Genomic DNA, 16,922 nt, shown 5'->3' on the forward strand with positions numbered 1-16,922 from the left:
GTCCGCGCTGTACCGTCGCGCCCGCGCGGACGTTACCGTTCGGTAGAAATCCTGCTTCCGGAGGTGTTCCGTATGGGTGTCGACCGTACGCCGGGTCTCGTGGAATGTGCTCGCGCGCTGGCCGCCGGGGAGGTGACGTCGCGGACGCTCGTGGAGCGGACGCTCGCCCGGATCGAGGCGAGCCAGACGACCGTGAACGCGTTCCGGCGGGTGCGGGCCGAGGCGGCGCTCATGGAGGCCGACGCGGCGGACAAGGAGTTGGCGGAGGGCGGACGGCGACCGCTGCTCGGCGTGCCGGTGGCCGTGAAGGACGACATGGACGTGGCGGGCGAACCCACCGCGTTCGGCTGCCGGGGCGAGTTCCCCTCGCTGCCGGAGGACGGCGAGGCCGTACGGCGGCTGCGCGCGGCCGGGGCGATCGTCGTCGGCAAGACCAACACGTGCGAGCTGGGACAGTGGCCGTTCACGGAGGGGCCCGCCTTCGGGGCCACCCGCAACCCCTGGCACCCGGACCACACCCCGGGCGGCTCCTCCGGCGGTTCCGCGGCGGCCGTGGCCGCGGGGATCGTCCCGGCCGCGCTGGGCTCGGACGGCGCCGGATCGGTGCGCATCCCCGCCTCCTGGACGCATCTCATCGGCATCAAGCCCCAGCGCGGCCGCATCTCGACCTGGCCGCACGCGGAGTCCTTCCAGGGCATCACCGTCAACGGCACCCTCGCCCGCACGGTCGCCGACGCAGCCCTCCTGCTGGACGCGGCGAGCGGCAACCACGAGGGCGACCTGCACCGGCCGCCCGCCGTCAACGCCTCCGAGGCCGTCGGCCGGGATCCGGGGCGGCTCCGGATCGCCCTGTCCCTGAAGCCGCCGTTCACCGCGCTGCCCGCGCGGCTCGACCCCCGGGTGCGGGAACGGGTGCGGGCGGTGGCGGAGCGGCTCGCCGCGCTCGGGCACGTGGTGGAGGAGGCGGAACCCCGGTACGGGCAGATCGGGCTGACCTTCATCCCGCGCGCCACCGCGGGCATCGCCGAACGGGTCGGCGCCGTCGCCGAGCAGAGCCTCCTCGACCGGCGCACCCTCGACGCCGCCCGCCTCGGCCGGCTGCTCGGCGGGGCGCCCCTGCGGCTGGCACGCCGCGCCGAGGTCCCGCTGCACCGGCGGATCGGCGTGCTGTTCCAGTCGTACGACGTGCTGCTGGCGCCGACGACCGCCGCTCCGCCGCCGCGCATCGGCTCCATGCTGAACCTCGGCGGGCTCGGCACCGACCGCGCGATGATCGCGGCCTGCCCGTACGCGTGGCCGTGGAACGTGCTGGGCTGGCCCGGCGTGAACGTACCGGCGGGGTTCGTCGACGACGGGCTGCCGGTGGGCGCGCAGTTGCTCGGCCCGGCGAACAGCGAGCCCCTTCTGCTGTCGCTGGCCGCGCAGTTGGAGGCGGACCAGCGCTGGCACGAGCAGTGGCCGCCGCGGCGGAGCACCGCGGACTGCCCGGCGGAGTAGGCGGGTTGGGCGCGGGCGGGCGGGTTCGGCGCCCGCGCTCCGACCCGTACGCTGTGACCATGGACGATGCGTCGATGGTCGGGCTGATGGGACGGGTGACCGGTACGGTCGGTCCCGGGCTCGTCGGCGAGGTGATCGTCCGGGTGCGGGGCGGGGCCGAGCACTTCCTCGCGTACCCCGCCTCGGCGAAGGACCGGATCGCGCCGGGGACGCTGGTGATGGTGATGGAGTACCTGCCGCCGCGCACGGTGTACGTGTCGGTGGCGTACGACAGTTGACGGCCCGTCGGGTCTTCCGGGCGCTCTGTGTCGGTCTTCGGGAACCGGTTCGCATCAGGACTGCAACAAGGGGCCCCGGTGTCTGTTCCCCCGCTGAACCACGCGGGACACTCCCGACGTTCGGTGCCGTAAGGGCACCTGGCTGAGGGGGTGTGCCGATGGTCATCGGCATGATCGCGGGGGCGGCCGTAGGAGCCGTCCTGGTACTGATCGGTCTGTTCAAACTGATGTGGCGGGTCGCCGAACCCAACGAGGCGCTCATCATCTCCGGCTCCAAGACCAAGATGGAGGGCTTGGAGGAGGGCATGAACTTCCGCATCGTCACCGGGCGCGGCACACTCGTGCTGCCCGGTGTGCAGGCGGTGCGCAAGCTCTCGCTCGACCTCAACCAGACAGAGCTCTCCGTGGACTGCGTAACCCATCAGGGCATTCCGCTGAAGATCCGTGGTGTCGTCATCTTCAAGGTGGGCGACGACTTCGTGTCCATCGCCAACGCGGCCCGCCGCTTCCTCGACCAGCAGAAGCGCGTCTCGGAGCGCGTGCACAACGTGTTCGCCGGTCATCTCCGGTCCATCGTGGGCGGGTTGACGGTCGAGGACATGATCCGCGACCGCGACAAACTGACCGGCCAGACACGGGCGGCGTGCGGTACGGAGATGGAGAAGCTGGGTCTGATCGTCGACTCGCTGCAGATCCACGAGATCGAGGACCCGACCGGTTACATCAAGAACCTGGCCATGCCGCACGCGGCGGCCGTCCAGCGCGACGCCCGGATCGCGCAGGCCGAGGCCAACCGGCTCGCCACCGAGGCCGAGCAGATGGCCGCGGCGCGGATGGCGGAGGCCACCCGGGACAGCGAGATCCTCCAGGCCGGATACCAGGCCGAGCGGGACAAGGCCGCCGCGGAGTCCAAGCAGGCGGGCCCGCTCGCCGAGGCGGCCGCCCTGCAGGAGGTCGTCGTCCAGGAGACCCGGGTGGCGGAGCTGGCGGCGGCCCGGCGCGAGCAGCAGCTCCAGGCGGACGTCCGCAAGCCGGCCGACGCCAAGGCCTACGAGAAGCGGACTCTCGCCGAGGCCGAGCGCGACGCCCGTATCTCCGCCGCGCAGGCCAAGGCCAAGGAGACCGAACTCGCGGCTGCCGCCGAGGCGACCGCGACCCAGATCTCCGGTGAGGCCGAGGCCGCCGCCCGGCAGGCCAAGGGGATCGCCGCCGCCGAGGCCACGCGTGCGAAGGGGCTCGCCGAGGCCGAGGGCATCAAGGCGCGGGCCGCCGCACTGGCCGAGAACCAGGAGGCGGTGATCGCGCAGCAACTGGCCGAGCAGTGGCCGGAGATCGTGCAGGCGGGCGCCTCCGCGTTCGGCAACGTCGACAACATGGTGCTGCTCAACGGGGCCGACGGCATGGCGGACATGTTCGCCAAGGCGCTCACGATGGGCGGGACCGGACTGGGGCTGGCCCGGCAGTTGCTGTCCTCGATGAACCAGAACGGGGCGCCCGCCGGCGGCGCGGCCGGGTTGAACGGGGCGCCCGTGGAGAAGCCGGCCGTGGAGAAGGTGCAGGTCGACAGGGAGTCGTAACCCCGGGGCTCTCGTGTGTTCGGGGTCGCCCGCGCCCGTTTCCCGCGCCCCTTTCGGGGGGCGGGAAACGGGCGCGGGCTAGCGTGACCCCGTGACTTCCTTCGCTGATCAAGAAGTGCCGGGGCGCTACGGGCCCACCGCCACCACCGAGGCCGATCCCCGTGATGTCGGGCGCGTGCGGACCGAGTACTCGCCCGCGTACGACGGGGATCCCGATCCCGGCGAGATCGTCTGGACGTGGGTGCCGTTCGAGGAGAACGACGGGCGCGGGAAGGACCGGCCCGTGCTCGTGGTGGCCCGGGAGGCCCGGGGGACGCTGCTCGCCGTGCAGTTGTCCAGCAAGCGGCACGACGGGGACCGGGAGTGGGTCCCGATCGGGAGCGGGCCGTGGGACCGGTCGGGGCGGGACTCCTGGGTGGATGTGGACCGGGTGCTGCGGTTGCACGAGACGGGGATGCGGCGGGAGGCCTGCGCGCTGGACCGGATGCGGTTCAACTCCGTCGTGCACCGGCTGCGCGAGCGGTACGGGTGGCGGTAGACGGCCCTTCAGGAGCCGGTGGCGAACTCCCGCTCGAAGGCGCCGCGGACCACCGCGCCCTTCGTGCGGTCCAGCACCCCGAACACCACGTGTGCGAAGGTGCCCTCGAACCTGCCGCCGTCCATGAGCAGGGCCCGGAACGCCCCCGCCACCTGGGCCGGGTCGTTGCCGAACACACCGCAGCCCCAGGCGCCCAGGACCAGTCGGCGGTAGCCGTGCGCCGCCGCCGTCTCCAGGACGCGCTCCGCGCGGGTGGCAAGGGCCCGGGGCAGCTCGGCGGCGCGCCGCGGGGCCGTACGCAGGACGACGGAGGCGTTCGGGGCCGCGGAGGTCAGGAAGCCGGTGGTGTACGGGGCGTCGAGGAGGGTGCCGCGGTCGTCCCGGAAGACGGGTACGGCGGGTGAGTGGATGACGCGGTCCGTGTAGAACGGGTCGCGGTGGGCGCGGTGGTGGGCGTAGAAGGCGGGTGCCTCGCGGACGCAGGTGTAGAGCGCGGAGGCCCGGCAGAGGGCTTCCTCCTGGGCCTGGGCGCCGTTCAGATAGCCGCCGCCGGGGTTGCGGGCGGAGGAGAAGTTGAGGACGGCCACCGGGGCGGGGTCGTCCCTCGTCAGCCGCTGGGCGGCTTCCAGGCTGCTCTCGCCCGTGACCTCGACGGAGGCCTCGCCGGCCGCGCGCACCGGGCCGGCCCGCGGTGTGCTCACCGGGTCGGGGCCGTACAGCCGGGTCGCGGCCCGTGCGGCCGCCACCTCGTCCGCGATGGACACCTGGTGGCCGGAGGGCGCGCGATAGTGCCCGGCCGCGACGATGTCCTCGGTCTCACGTGCGATTCCTCGCAGGCGCGCGCTCATGCCGCCACCCCCTCGTGCGGCGCGGACGCCCGCTTCTCCCCCGTCGTGCTCATGGGCGCATCCTGGGCGATGCTGGTGAAGGGCCGCAACGGAATTTCCTCGTGTGAATGGCCTGGTACCGGAAAGGGAAGAGGTGCCTGAAGATCCCCGGAAACGGAGATCGCCGATCCGCATTGCCACGATGTGCCCCCTTGTGCGAGAGCCGCGCGAGGGTTTTGGGTGGGACGAGCGCCACCGGTCCCACCTCATCGGGTACGGATCGGAGGCTCGGCCGACGAGATTGGCATATCAGGAGGATCCCGACATGTCAGATTCGCTGAGTGACTGTACGGAGCGACGCTCCCCGGTCACCGAGGCGGAGGTGGAAGCCCTGGTACGGGGCATCTGCTTCAAGACCGGTCCACCCCGGACCCTAGGTGTCGAACTGGAATGGCACGTCCACGAGCTGCGTGATCCGCGGCTCCCCGCAACACCCGCACGACTCGAAGCTGCCTACGCCACACTGCGGACCCTGACCCTGGACTCACCGCTGACCGTCGAGCCCGGCGGCCAGCTGGAGCTCAGCTCGGCGCCGGCCGCCTCCCTGATGGAGTGCCTCGGGTCCGTCTCGGCCGACCTCGCCGCCGTGCGCGCCACGCTGCGCGAGGCGGATCTCGGCATCAGCGGCTACGGCCACGAACCCTGGAACCCCCCGGCCCGCTACCTCCACGAGCCCCGGTACGACGCGATGGAGATCTACCTCGACCGCTTCGGCCCCGAGGGGCGGGACATGATGTGCTCCACCGCCTCGGTGCAGGTGTGCCTGGACGCCGGGTACGAGGAGCCGGGCCCCCTCGGCCACCGGCGGCGCTGGTGGCTTGCGCACCAGCTCGGCGCCGTGCTGGTGGCCTCGTTCGCGCACTCCCCGCTGGCGCGGGGCCGGGCGACCGGCCTGCGTTCGACCCGTCAGGCGCTGTGGGCGGCGATGGACCCGGGCCGGACGAACGCGCCGGCCCTCGACGGCGACCCGCGTGAGGAGTGGGCGCGGCTGGTGCTGGACGCGCCGGTGATGTGCGTCCGGGCCGACGAGGGCCCCTGGGGTGTGCCCGGAGCGATGACGTTCCGGGAGTGGACGCGGTCCGACACCCCGCCGAGCCGCGCCGACCTCGACTACCACCTGACGACCCTGTTCCCGCCGGCGCGTCCGCGCGGCCATCTGGAACTGCGCATGATCGACGCCCAGCCCGGCGAGGACGGGTGGATCGTCCCGCTCGCCGTGACGACGGCGCTGTTCGACGACCCGGAGGCCGCGGAGATCGCGTACCGGACCGTCAAGCCGCTCGCGGAGCGGGCGGGTTCGCGACCGCCACCGCGCAATCCGCTGTGGGAGGCGGCCGTGCGCGACGGTCTGACCGATCCCGAACTGCGGGAGGCGGCCGCCGTCTGCTTCGCCGCTGCGGCCGAGGCCCTGCCCCGGCTCGGCGCGAGCACCGAGGTGCTCGACGCGGTCGCGGCGTACACCGACCGCTATGTGGCCCGGGGGCGCTGCCCCGCCGACGATCTGCTCGACGTGTTCCACGGGAAGGACGACCCCGCATGACCGCACCCCGGACGCCGGCCCCGACGGCCGGCGCCGACCCCGACATACTCCGGGAGCGCGCGCTGACGGCGCTGACCACGGCCCGGGCCCGCACCGCGCTCCTGACGACCGCCGTCGACGAACCCGATCTCACCGCGCAGCACTCGCCGCTGATGTCCCCGCTGGTCTGGGACCTCGCCCACATCGGCAACCAGGAGGAGCTGTGGCTGCTGCGCAACGTCGCCGGGCGGGAGGCGATGCGGCCCGAGATCGACGGCCTGTACGACGCCTTCGAGCATCCCCGTGCCGCGCGGCCCTCGCTGCCGCTGCTCGCGCCGGAGGAGGCCCGGCAGTATCTGCGCGAGGTGCGCGGCCGGGCCCTGGACGTGCTGGAGAGCGCCGACTTCCACGGCACCCGGCTCACCGACGCGGGCTTCGCCTTCGGCATGATCGCCCAGCACGAACAGCAGCACGACGAGACGATGCTGATCACCCATCAGCTGCGGCAGGGCCCGGCCGTGCTGTCGGCGCCGGATCCCGAGCCCGTCCCGCCGTTCACGGGCCCCTCCGAAGTCCTGGTGCCGGGCGGTGAGTTCACGATGGGCACCTCGACCGAGCCCTGGGCGCTGGACAACGAGCGGCCCGCGCACCGGCGGATCGTCCCGCCGTTCCACATCGACACCACGCCGGTGACGAACGGCGCGTACCAGGCGTTCATCGCGGACGGCGGCTACGACGACGCGCGCTGGTGGACGGCCGAGGGCTGGGACCACATCCGCGCGCACGGCATCCACGCGCCCCTGTTCTGGCGGCGCGACGGCCGGCAGTGGCTGCGGCGGCGCTTCGGCGTCACCGAGGTCGTGCCGGCCGAGGAGCCGGTGCTGCACGTGTGCTGGTACGAGGCGGACGCGTACGCCCGCTGGGCGGGGCGCCGGCTGCCCACCGAGGCCGAGTGGGAGAAGGCCGCCCGGCACGACCCGGTCACCGGCCGCTCGACCCGCTACCCGTGGGGCGACGCCGATCCGGCGCCCGAACACGCCAACCTCGGGCAGCGGCATCTGCGCCCGGCACCGGCCGGCAGCTATCCGGAGGGTCGATCCCCGCTGGGCGTACGGCAGTTGATCGGTGACGTGTGGGAGTGGACGTCGAGCGACTTCCTGCCCTATCCGGGGTTCTCGGCGTTCCCGTACAAGGAGTACTCGGAGGTGTTCTTCGGCCCCGAGCACAAGGTGCTGCGCGGCGGTTCGTTCGCCGTGGACCAGGTGGCGTGCCGGGGGACGTTCCGCAACTGGGACTATCCGATCCGGCGGCAGATCTTCAGCGGGTTCCGCACGGCCCGCGACGCCTCCCCGGAGGTCGTCTGATGTGTCGCCACCTCGCTTGTCTCGGCACCGATGTGCCGCTGGGCAGGGTCCTGGTGGACCCGCCGCACAGTCTGTTCCGGCAGTCGTGGGCACCTCGACGCCAGCGGTACGGGACGGTCAACGCCGATGGTTTCGGGGTCGGTTGGTACGCCGAGGGCGACCCGGTGCCGGGGCGGTACCGGCGGGCCGGGCCGATCTGGGGCGACCAGTCCTTCGCGGACCTCGCCCGGGTGGTCCGCACCGGGGCGCTGCTGGCCGCCGTACGGGACGCGACGGTGGCGGGCGCGGACGACGAGGCCGCGGCCGCGCCGTTCTCGGCCGGGCCCTGGCTGTTCAGCCACAACGGGGCGGTCGCCGGATGGCCGGGCTCCCTGGCGCCGCTCGCCGCCGAACTGCCCGCCGTCGAGGTGCTGTCGATGGAGGCGCGCAACGACTCGGCGCTCGTGTGGGCCCTGGTCCTGAACCGGCTGAGGGCCGGCGACACGGAGGGCCAGGCGCTGGCCGACACGGTCCTGGAGGTCGCCCGCGCGGCCCCCGGATCGCGGCTCAACCTGCTGCTCACCGACGGCGAGACGATCGCCGCGACAGCCTGGGGCGACACGCTCTGGTATCTCACCGAGCCCGGCCGCGGCACGGTCGTGGCGTCCGAGCCGTACGACGACGCCCCGCACTGGGTGGTGGTCCCGGACCGCACGCTGCTCGCGGCGAGCCGTACGGACGTCCTGCTCACCCCGCTCAAGGAGCCGGACGAAGCCTCCCGTCCCCACGACGACGCCCCCTCAACCGCCCTGTCGAAGGAGCTCCCCGCGTGAGCCCGTTCCTTCTCACCCGCACCCTGCCGGAGGACGCCACGGACGCCGCGCTGCGCGCCGACGTCCTGGACGGCCTGACCCGCATGCCGAAGACGCTGCCGCCCAAGTGGTTCTACGACGCGCGCGGCAGCGAACTGTTCGAGCGGATCACCGAGTTGCCCGAGTACTACCCGACCCGTGCCGAGCGCGAGATCCTGGTGGACCGGGCGGGCGAGATCGCCGCGGCGAGCGGCGCGCGCACCCTGGTCGAGCTGGGGTCCGGCTCGTCCGACAAGACCCGGCACCTGCTGGACGCGATGCCGGGCCTGCACACGTACGTGCCGGTCGACGTCAGCGAGAGCGCGCTGCGGCAGGCGGGCGAGGCGCTGGCCGCCGAGCGGCCGGGGCTGAACGTGCACGCCCTGATCGCCGACTTCACCGCCGGGCTGCAACTGCCCGAGACTCCGGGTCCTCGTCTGGTGGCGTTCCTGGGCGGCACGATCGGCAATCTGGTGCCCGGGGAACGTGCCGCGTTCCTGGCCGCCGTCCGCGCGCTGCTGGCCCCCGGTGACGCGCTGCTGCTGGGCACGGACCTGGTCAAGGACGAGGCGGTGCTGGTGGCCGCGTACGACGACGCGTCCGGGGTGACCGCCGAGTTCAACAAGAACGTGCTGAACGTGGTGGACCGGGAGTTGGGGGCGGACTTCGACCCCGACGCCTTCGACCATGTCGCCCTCTGGAACGCCGAGTGCGAGTGGATCGAGATGCGGCTGCGGTCCCGTACGGCCCAGACCGTGAAGGTTCCCGCGCTCGATCTGGCGGTGGACTTCGCGGCCGGGGAGGAGGTGCGGACGGAGGTGTCCGCGAAGTTCAGGAAGGAGGGGGTGCGGGACGAACTGGGGTCCTCAGGGCTGGAGTTGTCCCACTGGTGGACGGATGCGGAGGGTCGCTTCGCGCTGTCCCTGAGCCGCGCGACGTAGCGGCTTCCCGCCGAATGCGGGTGCGTGTGTGAGTGCGGGTGCGTGGGGGCTTCCGGCGCGGTTCCCCGCGCCCCCGCCCCTGGAGAGCAGGGGCTGCGCCCCGTGCTTTCCGGGCCCGCAACGCGTCGGCTTTCAGGCCCGCAGGGGCCTGTGCCTTCAGGGGCGCAAGCTCTCACGGGCGCGGGAAACTGCGCGAGAAGCCCCACCGGACCCGCACCCGACGAAGAACCTCTCAGGGCGCCCCGCCGTCTCGCGGACCCGCACACTCTGAGGCACCGTGGAATGGCGTGTGGCGCACCGGCCACGGCGGAGCACGTGACAAGGAGAACCCGTATGACCGACCACGTTTACCGGGTCACCGAGATCGTCGGCAGTTCGGACGAGAGCGTCGACCACGCCATCCGCAACGGCGTCGCCCGCGCCGCCCAGACCCTGCGCAACCTGGACTGGTTCGAGGTGACACAGGTCCGCGGACACATCGAGGACGGGCAGATCGCGCACTACCAGGTCGGCCTGAAGCTCGGTTTCCGGCTGGACGACACCGACTGACCGGCCGGTTCGGGCCCGCGCTCAGGTCCGCCCCTCCCGCTCCTGCGCCGCCTTCAGCGCGGCGGAGGCGGCGGCCCAGCGCGCCCGTACGACCGTGAAGCCCGCCCGTTCCGCGTCCTCGCAGACGAGTTCGTCGTCGTCCACGAGGACGCGGATCTCGCGGGTCCGGGCGAGTTCACGGAGGATCTCCAGCTTGGTGCGGCGGGCGGGCCTGCGGTCATTGTCGCGGCGCATCCGGATCCGCCCCTCGGGCAGGCCGTGCGCGGCGAGCCAGTCGACGGTGTCGCGGCGGCAGCGCTCGGGCCGCCCCGTCAGGTACAGCACCTCGCACTCCCGTGCGCTCTCCCGCGCCAGCGCGACCCCTTCGGCCAGTGGCGGATCCTGCGGGGCCGCCGCGAAGAACGCGTCCCAGTCGCGCGGCTTGCGCTCCAGGAACCGCTGCCGGTGCGCGGTGTCGGCGAGGGTGTTGTCCAGGTCGAAAACGGCGAGGGGCCGGTGGTTGTCGGTCACGGCCCCAGCCTAGGCAGCAGATGACTCGTGTCGTCCGTTGTCGCTTCACACAACAAACACGAACTCCACCAGTAACTTGATGTTTCAAACGTTACGCTCGTCGCCTCTCCCCCCACACAGCACAGGAGAATCGGCGTGCCTGACGGCGAAATCATCGTGATCGGCGGCGGATACGGGGGCATCCGCCTCGCCAAACAACTGGACGAGGTCGCACGGGTCACCCTCGTGGACCGCAAGGAGGTCTTCTTCCACCGCATCGCCGCACTGCGCGCGGGCGTGCACGAGGCATGGACGACGACGCCCTTCATCCCGTACGACAGGCTGCTGCGCAACGGCCGTGTCGTGACGGGCAAGGCGGTCGGCATCGACACCGGCGAGCGGCAGGTGACCCTCGCGACGGGCGAGCGGCTGCCGTACGACGTGGTGGTGATCGCGACCGGGGCGGACTACCCGGAACCGGCCCGCTTCCTGGGCACCACCACCGAGGAGGCGGGCAAGACGTTCACCGCGCACCAGGAGAGCGTGGCCGCCGCCGAGCACGTCCTGGTCGTCGGTGGCGGGCCGGGCGGCGTGGAACTCGCCGCCGAGATCCGGCTGGCCCGGCCGGACGCGCGGGTCACCCTCGCGCACGCCGGGTCCGAGCTGCTCAGCTCCACCGGCAGCAAGTGGGCCGGACGGCGGGCCCTGGCGTGGCTGGAGGCGCGCGACGTGGAGGTGCGGCTCGACTCGTTCGTCTCACCCGGGCCGGACTTCGGCACCTACCGGGACGGGCGGGGCAACCTCATCGAGGCCGACCTGTCGTTCTGGGCCAACGGCACCACGCCGAACACGCTCTGGCTGCGGCTGGCCGGGCACGGGGACTGGCTCAACCCGGCGGGGCAGGTCAAGGTGGACCGGACGCTCCGCGTCGAGGGGCGCCTCGACGTGTTCGCGGTCGGTGACGTGAACGACGCCAGCGAGCTGAAGGTGTCCCCCGTCGCGTTCGCCCAGGCGGACATCGCCGCGCACAACATCCGCGCGTATCTGGAGAGTCCGGGCAGGCACCGCAAGGAGCCGCGGCTGTACCGGCCGATCCGGCGGACTCCGCTGATCGTGCCGCTCGGGCCGGCCGACGGAATCACGCTCCTGCCGGTGCCGGGGGGTGAGACGGCGGTGCTCGGGGGCCGTACGTCCACGCTGGCGAAGGCGAGGACGCTGATGACGCCGTACATCAGGAAGCAGCTGGGTTACGCCGGTTGAGCGGCGGGTGCGGGCACGGAAACCAGCAGCCCCCGAACCCGCACCCGAACACCCCGTCAGTCCCCCTGAACCAGGTCGTTGGCGTGGGTGAGGAAGTCGTCCACCATCCGGTGGAAGAGTCCCGCCAGCTGCCGAAGCTCCTCGGGCGACCACTTGGACAACGCCATCTGCATACCGCGCACCCCCGCTTCGCGGATACGGCCGATCGCCTCCCTGCCGACCGCCGTCAGCTCGATGCGCTGGGCGCGCCGGTCGTCCGGGTCGGGTACGCGGGTGACGTAACCGGCCTTCAGAAGCTGCTGGACCTGGCGGGTGACGTGCGAGGCCTCGACCCCGAGGCGGTTGGCCAGCTCCCCCGGCCGCAACGGCTCGGAATCGGCGATCTGCCGCAGCAGGGCCACGGCGGCGCGGTCCAGCGGCACCCCGGCCAGGCTCATCAGACGCTCGTGCGCCCGGGCCCGGGTGCTGAGGTAGGTGATGCGCGTGAGGGCTCGCTCGATCTCGATCACTTCCGGGGAAGCGGGGTCGGAGGGTGGCGGTGAGGGGGGCATGAGCCCTACTTTACCATCTTGTTGCCTGACTCAAGTAAGTTCATCGCCCCGGGTGGTCCCCGTGTTCCGAACGGAGTCTCCATGTCCCTTCTCGCCCGTCCGGCGGTGGCCGCCCTCGCGGCCAAGGCGATGCAACGTCTCTCGGGCGTGGCCGCCCGCCGGCCCAGTGGGCCAGGGTCCCGGGCGGCCTGGCTCGCCCGACTGCCCGAATACACCTGTGCCACCCGCGAGTTGACGGTACCGACCGCGTACGGCCCGGCCCGCGCCGTGCTGTACGTACCCGCCGGTGCCGAGGGCGCCCCTCCCCCGCCGCTCCACGTCAACTTCCACGGCGGCGGCTACGTCATGCCGCAGATCGAGCTGGACGACGCGCTGTGCCGGTGTCTGGCCGCCGAGGCGGGTGTGGCCGTGCTCAACGTGGACTACGTGGTCGCTCCCCAGCACCCGTTCCCGGCGCCGCCCCGGCAGGCGTTCGAGGTGGTCCGGTGGGCCGCCGGGCACGGGGGCGAGCACGGCTGGGACGGCGGCCGGCTCTCCGTGGGCGGCCAGAGCGCGGGCGGCGGCCTCGCGGCGGCGGTGGCCCGCCAGGCGCTGGAGGAGGGCGGCCCCTCGATCGCCCTCCAGGTCCTGCACTATCCGCCGCTCGACCTCGCGACCGGCGCCCGCGACAAGCGGGCCGCCATCGCCAGGCCCCTGCTGCGCCCGTGGATGGCGGACGTGTTCGACAGCTCGTACATCCCGGACCCCACGATGCGCGCCGACCGTCTGGTCTCGCCCGCGCACCCCTCGGACACCGCCGACCTCCGGGGCATCGCGCCGGCCTTCGTCGTCACCGCCGAGTACGACCTCCTCAAGGCCGAGGGCGTGGCCTACGCGGACCGGCTGCGCACGGCCGGGTCCCTCGTGGGCCATCACGACGTGACCGGCGCCGACCACGGCTACGACACCGGCGACGAGGCCAGGGCCCGCGAGGTGTATCCACTGATCGCGGAACAGGTGCGGCGGGCGTTCTTCCCCGGAATCCTCCCCTGATTCCTCCCCTGACAGCGGGCGGTGGGGCCCGTGGGGACGAGGGTGCCTACTCCTCGGGCCGGTCCTCCTGCCCGGGTGTCAGCCGCAGGACCGTGCCCTCGCCATCGGCCGACAGCAGGAGGGTGCCGTCCGGGGCGGTCGCGAGGCCCGCGAAGCGGCGGGCCATGCCGGGCATGATGTCCGCGAACAGGGCCGGTTCCGTGCGGGGGACGACGCCCGGCGGCGGGCCGACGGGCAGTTCCTCCAGTTCGATCCGCGACTCCCCCGTGGTGAGACGGACCGACCGCAGCCTGCGGTGCCCGGTCTCCACCACGAACAGTTCCGCGCCGAGGACCGTCAGGCCCTGCGGGGCGCCGAGCCCGTCCACCACGACGGCCGTCCCCCCGTCCGTCCCGATCCGGAGCACCGCGCCGAGCCGTTCCTCGCTGACGTAGAGCCGGCCCTCCTCGTCGAGGACCACGTCAGTGGGCTGGTCGAGACCCTCCGCGAGGACAGTCACCGAGTCGGGGCCGTCCTCGTCCCCGATGGCGAGGACCCGGCCCGCGCCCGTCTCCGCGACCACGAGCGCACCGTCGGGCCGGACCGCGATGCCGAGGGGACGGTTCAGCCCCCGTGCCCGTTCCCGGACCTCCCCCGTGGTGGTGTCGTAGGTCCGCACCGTGCCGAACTGTGAAGTGTGGTGCAGCAGTTCACCGTCGGCGGTGATGCCGTGGGCGAAGGGGAGCAGGAGGTGGGTCCGCACTCCGCCGGGCCCCGCCTGCGGGGACGGGCCGAGCGGCTCGCCCTCGTCGGTGGTCGCCGGGCTCGCCAGGCGGTAGTGGTCGGCGGCGTGGACCGTACCGCCGAGGTCGACCGTCACGCCGTAGGGGCCGTCGAAGCCGCGGCGCACGATCTCCCGGGTGCGGCCGTCGGGGTGCAGCTCCGTGATGCCGCCGCTGGCGTAGCTGGAGACGAACATGCGGTTCTCGGCGTCGAAGGCCGCGTTGTCGAGACCCCTCAGCCCGCTGGTGACGCGCGTGCGACTGCCGCCGCCGTGCAGGTCGACGCGGGTGACGATGCCCTCGACGCCCCGGGAGAGGACGTGCAGGACACCGCCCCGGTCGAAGCGGACGGCGACCGGCTCGTGCACGTCCTCGGCGACCACCTCGGGCGTCCCGCCGTCCGGCGGGATCCGCCAGACCTGACCGGTGAGCATGTGCGGGTAGTACAGGTGTCCGTCCGGGCCGAGCTGCATCGCGTTGCCGAGGGCCAGACCGTCCGTGAGGACGACCGGGTCGCCGCCGTCCGGGAACAGCTCCATCAGCCGCCCGCCCGGCTTCATCTCGTTGACGAAGAGACGGTCGCCGACGCAGGTGATGCCGTTGGGGTTCGTGACGTCGTCGGAGACGAGGTGGTACTCCCCCGCCGGGCTTCGGCGCCACACCCGGCCCGGCACCAGATCGGCTATGTACATCGAGCCGTCGGCGCCGAAGGCGAGATCGTCCGGCGACTGCACCGGACCGTCCATCGGGACGACGACGTCCACGTCCCCCGTGGCCGGGTCGACGGCGCTGATCTGCCCGGCGAGGAACTGCGCGACGTACAGCCGCCCGTCGGGACCGAAGGCGACGCCGTTGGAACCCCACAGCGGGTTGGGCGGGTTGAGCCGCCGCGCCCGCCACCGCGGGCCGGTGGTACGGAGCGCGCCACTCTCGTCGTACCGGTTGGGCCCCGCGCCCGGTTCCGTTCCCGGGGCCGTCATGTCCTCGTGCGCCCTTCTCATTCGGCACCCACGAGCACGTCGTCCATGCCACCGTCGGCGCGCCAGCGGCGGAGCAGTTCGTGGAAGGCGACCGGTCCGTCGCCGTAGGACTCGCTGCGCCGGCGGGGCCGGCCCTCGTTGTTGTAGTAGCCGGGGGTGCACTCCGCCTGGAACCGGTACAGGTCGGCGGCCTTCTCGCGGAGGGTGGCGACCCAGGCGGTCTCGGCCTCGGCGGTCGGTTCGACGTACCGGGCTCCGCGCCTGCGGGCCTCGGCGACGACCTCGCCGACGTGGATCGACTGCTGGTCGAGGATGTGGACGTAGTTGACGGCGCTGGCGTTCTGCAGGGGGCCGAGCTGGAAGAGGTTGGGGAAGCCGTGGCTGTAGAAGCCGTGGAGGGTCCTGGGCCCGGCCGTCGCCCAGGTCTCCAGCAGACCGACGCCGCCTCGGCCGTAGGCCGGGAGCCGGCCGGACAGCAGGCCCGAGACACCGACCTCGAAACCGGTGGCGAAGATGACGCAGTCCACCTCGTACTCGACGCCGCCGACCACCACGGCCCGTTCGGTGATCCGCTCGACCCCGTGGGTGTCGGCCGTGTCGACGAGGGTGACGTTGGGCCGGTTGAAGGTCTGCAGGTACTGGTCGCTGAAGGTGGGCCGCTTGCACATGTAGCGGTACCAGGGCTTCAGCTTCTCGGCGGTCTCCGGGTCCTCGACGATCGCCGCCACGCGGTCGCGCAGCTCGTTCATCTTCTGGAAGTCGGCGATCTCGTACGCCCGTTCACGCTCGTCCGCCGGTACGTCCGCGTAGGCCTCGGTCGGGATGAGCTTCTCCTGGAGGCGGGCACTGCTGGTCCAGCCGTCGTTCACCAGGTCCGTCCCGGCCCGGACGCCGGTGACGGTCCTGAGGAAGTTGTCCCTGCGCCGCCCCTGCCAGCCGGGGGTGAGCGTCTTCGCCCACTCCGGGTCCGTGGGACGGTTGCCGCGTACGTCGACCGTGGAGGGGGTGCGCTGGAAGACGTACACGTGCGCCGCGTCGGCCCCGAGGTGGGGGACGATCTGGATGGCCGTGGCGCCGGTGCCGATGACGGCCACCCGCTTGTCGGCGAGCCCGGTCAGGCCGCCGTTCGCGTCGCCGCCGGTGTAGCCGTAGTCCCAGCGGCTGGTGTGGAAGGTGTGGCCCTGGAAGGTCTCGATGCCGGGGATGCCGGGCAGCTTCGGCTGGCTGAGCGTGCCGCTGGAGACGACGACATGGCGGGCCCGGACGCGGTCGCCGCGGTCGGTGGCGACGATCCACTCCAACTCGGTGTCGTCCCAGCGCAGTTCGGTGGCGACCGTCTGGAAGCAGGCGTCGCGGTAGAGGTCGAAGTGGCGGCCGATGGCGCGGGTGTGCTGCCTGATCTCCTCGCCCGGCGCGTACTTCCACCGCGGGACGTAGCCCAGCTCCTCGAGCAGCGGCAGATAGATGTACGACTCGATGTCGCAGTGGATGCCGGGGTAGCGGTTCCAGTACCAGGTGCCGCCGAAGTCACCGCCCTTCTCGATGATCCGGATCGACTCGACGCCCGCCTGCCTCAGCCGGGCGCCGGCGAGCAGCCCGCCGAAGCCGCCGCCGACGACGACCGCCTCGACCCGGTCGTGCAGCGGCTCACGGGTGAACTCCTCGTCGGCGTACGGATCGTCGTCGTAGGAGACGAACTCGCCCGCGATCCGCTGGTACTGCGCGCCGCCGTCGGGCCGGATGCGGCGTTCGCGCTCGGCCCGATAGCGGGCGCGCAGGGCTTCGGGGTCGAAGCCCAGCACCCGCGGGTCGAGGGAGAGGGGGTCGGACGGGCTGTGGGGGGTGGACATCGGTGTCCTCTCTGCGGTC

At 72.7% G+C, this 16,922-nt stretch carries 16 protein-coding genes; 11 read left to right on the forward strand and 5 right to left on the reverse strand.

Annotated elements, in window-relative coordinates; translation table 11 throughout:
* Nucleotides 1–72: 72 nt before the first annotated feature.
* From STRBO_RS0127175 to STRBO_RS0127190, 4 genes are all read left to right on the forward strand, one after another.
* Nucleotides 73–1,497 (forward strand): amidase, encoded by a 1,425-nt coding sequence (locus STRBO_RS0127175; RefSeq protein WP_005484301.1) that lies wholly within the window; start codon nt 73–75, stop codon nt 1,495–1,497.
* 53 nt (nt 1,498–1,550) lie between these two features.
* Nucleotides 1,551–1,775, forward strand: coding sequence for a hypothetical protein (locus STRBO_RS0127180; RefSeq protein WP_005484302.1), 225 nt, complete (start codon nt 1,551–1,553; stop codon nt 1,773–1,775).
* 158 nt (nt 1,776–1,933) lie between these two features.
* Complete coding sequence (locus STRBO_RS0127185; protein WP_005484303.1) at nt 1,934–3,352, forward strand: flotillin family protein; 1,419 nt, start codon at nt 1,934–1,936, stop codon at nt 3,350–3,352.
* 91 nt (nt 3,353–3,443) lie between these two features.
* A complete protein-coding gene (locus STRBO_RS0127190; RefSeq protein WP_005484304.1) occupies nt 3,444–3,890 on the forward strand; it encodes a type II toxin-antitoxin system PemK/MazF family toxin in 447 nt (148 codons plus the stop codon).
* Between the two features lie 8 nt (nt 3,891–3,898).
* Here STRBO_RS0127190 and STRBO_RS0127195 read toward each other — a convergent pair whose 3' ends face one another.
* Complete coding sequence (locus tag STRBO_RS0127195) at nt 3,899–4,738, reverse strand: TIGR02452 family protein (protein WP_005484305.1); 840 nt, start codon at nt 4,736–4,738, stop codon at nt 3,899–3,901.
* A 304-nt stretch (nt 4,739–5,042) separates the two neighbouring features.
* On the opposite strand from STRBO_RS0127195, the gene egtA reads away from it, so the two are divergent.
* The 5 genes from egtA (at nt 5,043) to STRBO_RS0127225 (ending at nt 9,980) form a co-directional block, all read left to right on the forward strand.
* Entirely contained in the window at nt 5,043–6,317 is a 1,275-nt protein-coding gene (gene egtA, locus STRBO_RS0127205) for an ergothioneine biosynthesis glutamate--cysteine ligase EgtA (RefSeq protein WP_005484306.1), read from the forward strand.
* Complete coding sequence (egtB, locus tag STRBO_RS0127210; RefSeq protein WP_005484307.1) at nt 6,314–7,660, forward strand: ergothioneine biosynthesis protein EgtB; 1,347 nt, start codon at nt 6,314–6,316, stop codon at nt 7,658–7,660. Before egtA ends, egtB begins: the two co-directional genes overlap by 4 nt.
* Nucleotides 7,660–8,472 carry an ergothioneine biosynthesis protein EgtC gene (gene egtC / locus STRBO_RS0127215; protein WP_020115152.1) on the forward strand — a complete coding sequence of 271 codons (813 nt, stop codon included), beginning with the start codon at nt 7,660–7,662 and terminating at the stop codon, nt 8,470–8,472. Before egtB ends, egtC begins: the two co-directional genes overlap by 1 nt.
* Complete coding sequence (gene egtD / locus STRBO_RS0127220; RefSeq protein WP_005484310.1) at nt 8,469–9,431, forward strand: L-histidine N(alpha)-methyltransferase; 963 nt, start codon at nt 8,469–8,471, stop codon at nt 9,429–9,431. Before egtC ends, egtD begins: the two co-directional genes overlap by 4 nt.
* A 333-nt stretch (nt 9,432–9,764) precedes the next feature.
* Nucleotides 9,765–9,980: a dodecin gene (locus STRBO_RS0127225; protein ID WP_005484312.1), complete on the forward strand. Its 216-nt coding sequence runs from the start codon at nt 9,765–9,767 to the stop codon at nt 9,978–9,980.
* Nucleotides 9,981–10,001: 21 nt separating this feature from the next.
* Here the strand turns inward: STRBO_RS0127225 and STRBO_RS0127230 are convergent, their stop codons facing one another.
* Complete coding sequence (locus STRBO_RS0127230; protein WP_005484314.1) at nt 10,002–10,490, reverse strand: phosphatase domain-containing protein; 489 nt, start codon at nt 10,488–10,490, stop codon at nt 10,002–10,004.
* A 135-nt stretch (nt 10,491–10,625) separates the two neighbouring features.
* Between STRBO_RS0127230 and STRBO_RS0127235 the strand changes: the two genes are divergently transcribed.
* Nucleotides 10,626–11,729: an NAD(P)/FAD-dependent oxidoreductase gene (locus STRBO_RS0127235; protein ID WP_005484316.1), complete on the forward strand. Its 1,104-nt coding sequence runs from the start codon at nt 10,626–10,628 to the stop codon at nt 11,727–11,729.
* Between the two features lie 56 nt (nt 11,730–11,785).
* On the opposite strand, the gene STRBO_RS0127240 is transcribed toward STRBO_RS0127235, so the two are convergent.
* Nucleotides 11,786–12,280 (reverse strand): MarR family winged helix-turn-helix transcriptional regulator, encoded by a 495-nt coding sequence (locus tag STRBO_RS0127240; protein ID WP_028796870.1) that lies wholly within the window; start codon nt 12,278–12,280, stop codon nt 11,786–11,788.
* Between the two features lie 81 nt (nt 12,281–12,361).
* Here STRBO_RS0127240 and STRBO_RS0127245 point away from each other — a divergent pair, with 81 nt between their 5' ends.
* A complete protein-coding gene (locus tag STRBO_RS0127245) occupies nt 12,362–13,312 on the forward strand; it encodes an alpha/beta hydrolase fold domain-containing protein (protein WP_005484318.1) in 951 nt (316 codons plus the stop codon).
* A 46-nt stretch (nt 13,313–13,358) separates the two neighbouring features.
* Here STRBO_RS0127245 and STRBO_RS0127250 read toward each other — a convergent pair whose 3' ends face one another.
* Nucleotides 13,359–15,053, reverse strand: coding sequence for a hypothetical protein (locus tag STRBO_RS0127250; protein ID WP_020115153.1), 1,695 nt, complete (start codon nt 15,051–15,053; stop codon nt 13,359–13,361).
* Between the two features lie 17 nt (nt 15,054–15,070).
* Nucleotides 15,071–16,903, reverse strand: coding sequence for a flavin-containing monooxygenase (locus tag STRBO_RS0127255; RefSeq protein ID WP_005484320.1), 1,833 nt, complete (start codon nt 16,901–16,903; stop codon nt 15,071–15,073).
* Nucleotides 16,904–16,922 lie beyond the last annotated feature (19 nt).

This window comes from Streptomyces bottropensis ATCC 25435 (genome assembly GCF_000383595.1).
GTDB classification, from domain to species: Bacteria; Actinomycetota; Actinomycetes; order Streptomycetales; family Streptomycetaceae; genus Streptomyces; species Streptomyces bottropensis.

Excerpts from the sequence above, each read along its gene's own strand:
- STRBO_RS0127245 (WP_005484318.1), top strand. The coding sequence starts at position 12,362 with ATGTCCCTTCTCGCCCGTCCGGCGGTGGCCGCCCTCGCGGCCAAGGCG.
- STRBO_RS0127255 (WP_005484320.1), bottom strand. The coding sequence starts at position 16,903 with ATGTCCACCCCCCACAGCCCGTCCGACCCCCTCTCCCTCGACCCGCGG.
- STRBO_RS0127195 (WP_005484305.1), bottom strand. The coding sequence starts at position 4,738 with ATGAGCGCGCGCCTGCGAGGAATCGCACGTGAGACCGAGGACATCGTC.
- egtC (WP_020115152.1), top strand. The coding sequence starts at position 7,660 with ATGTGTCGCCACCTCGCTTGTCTCGGCACCGATGTGCCGCTGGGCAGG.
- STRBO_RS0127185 (WP_005484303.1), top strand. The coding sequence starts at position 1,934 with ATGGTCATCGGCATGATCGCGGGGGCGGCCGTAGGAGCCGTCCTGGTA.
- STRBO_RS0127175 (WP_005484301.1), top strand. The coding sequence starts at position 73 with ATGGGTGTCGACCGTACGCCGGGTCTCGTGGAATGTGCTCGCGCGCTG.
- egtA (WP_005484306.1), top strand. The coding sequence starts at position 5,043 with ATGTCAGATTCGCTGAGTGACTGTACGGAGCGACGCTCCCCGGTCACC.
- STRBO_RS0127250 (WP_020115153.1), bottom strand. The coding sequence starts at position 15,053 with ATGACGGCCCCGGGAACGGAACCGGGCGCGGGGCCCAACCGGTACGAC.
- STRBO_RS0127225 (WP_005484312.1), top strand. The coding sequence starts at position 9,765 with ATGACCGACCACGTTTACCGGGTCACCGAGATCGTCGGCAGTTCGGAC.
- egtB (WP_005484307.1), top strand. The coding sequence starts at position 6,314 with ATGACCGCACCCCGGACGCCGGCCCCGACGGCCGGCGCCGACCCCGAC.
- STRBO_RS0127240 (WP_028796870.1), bottom strand. The coding sequence starts at position 12,280 with ATGCCCCCCTCACCGCCACCCTCCGACCCCGCTTCCCCGGAAGTGATC.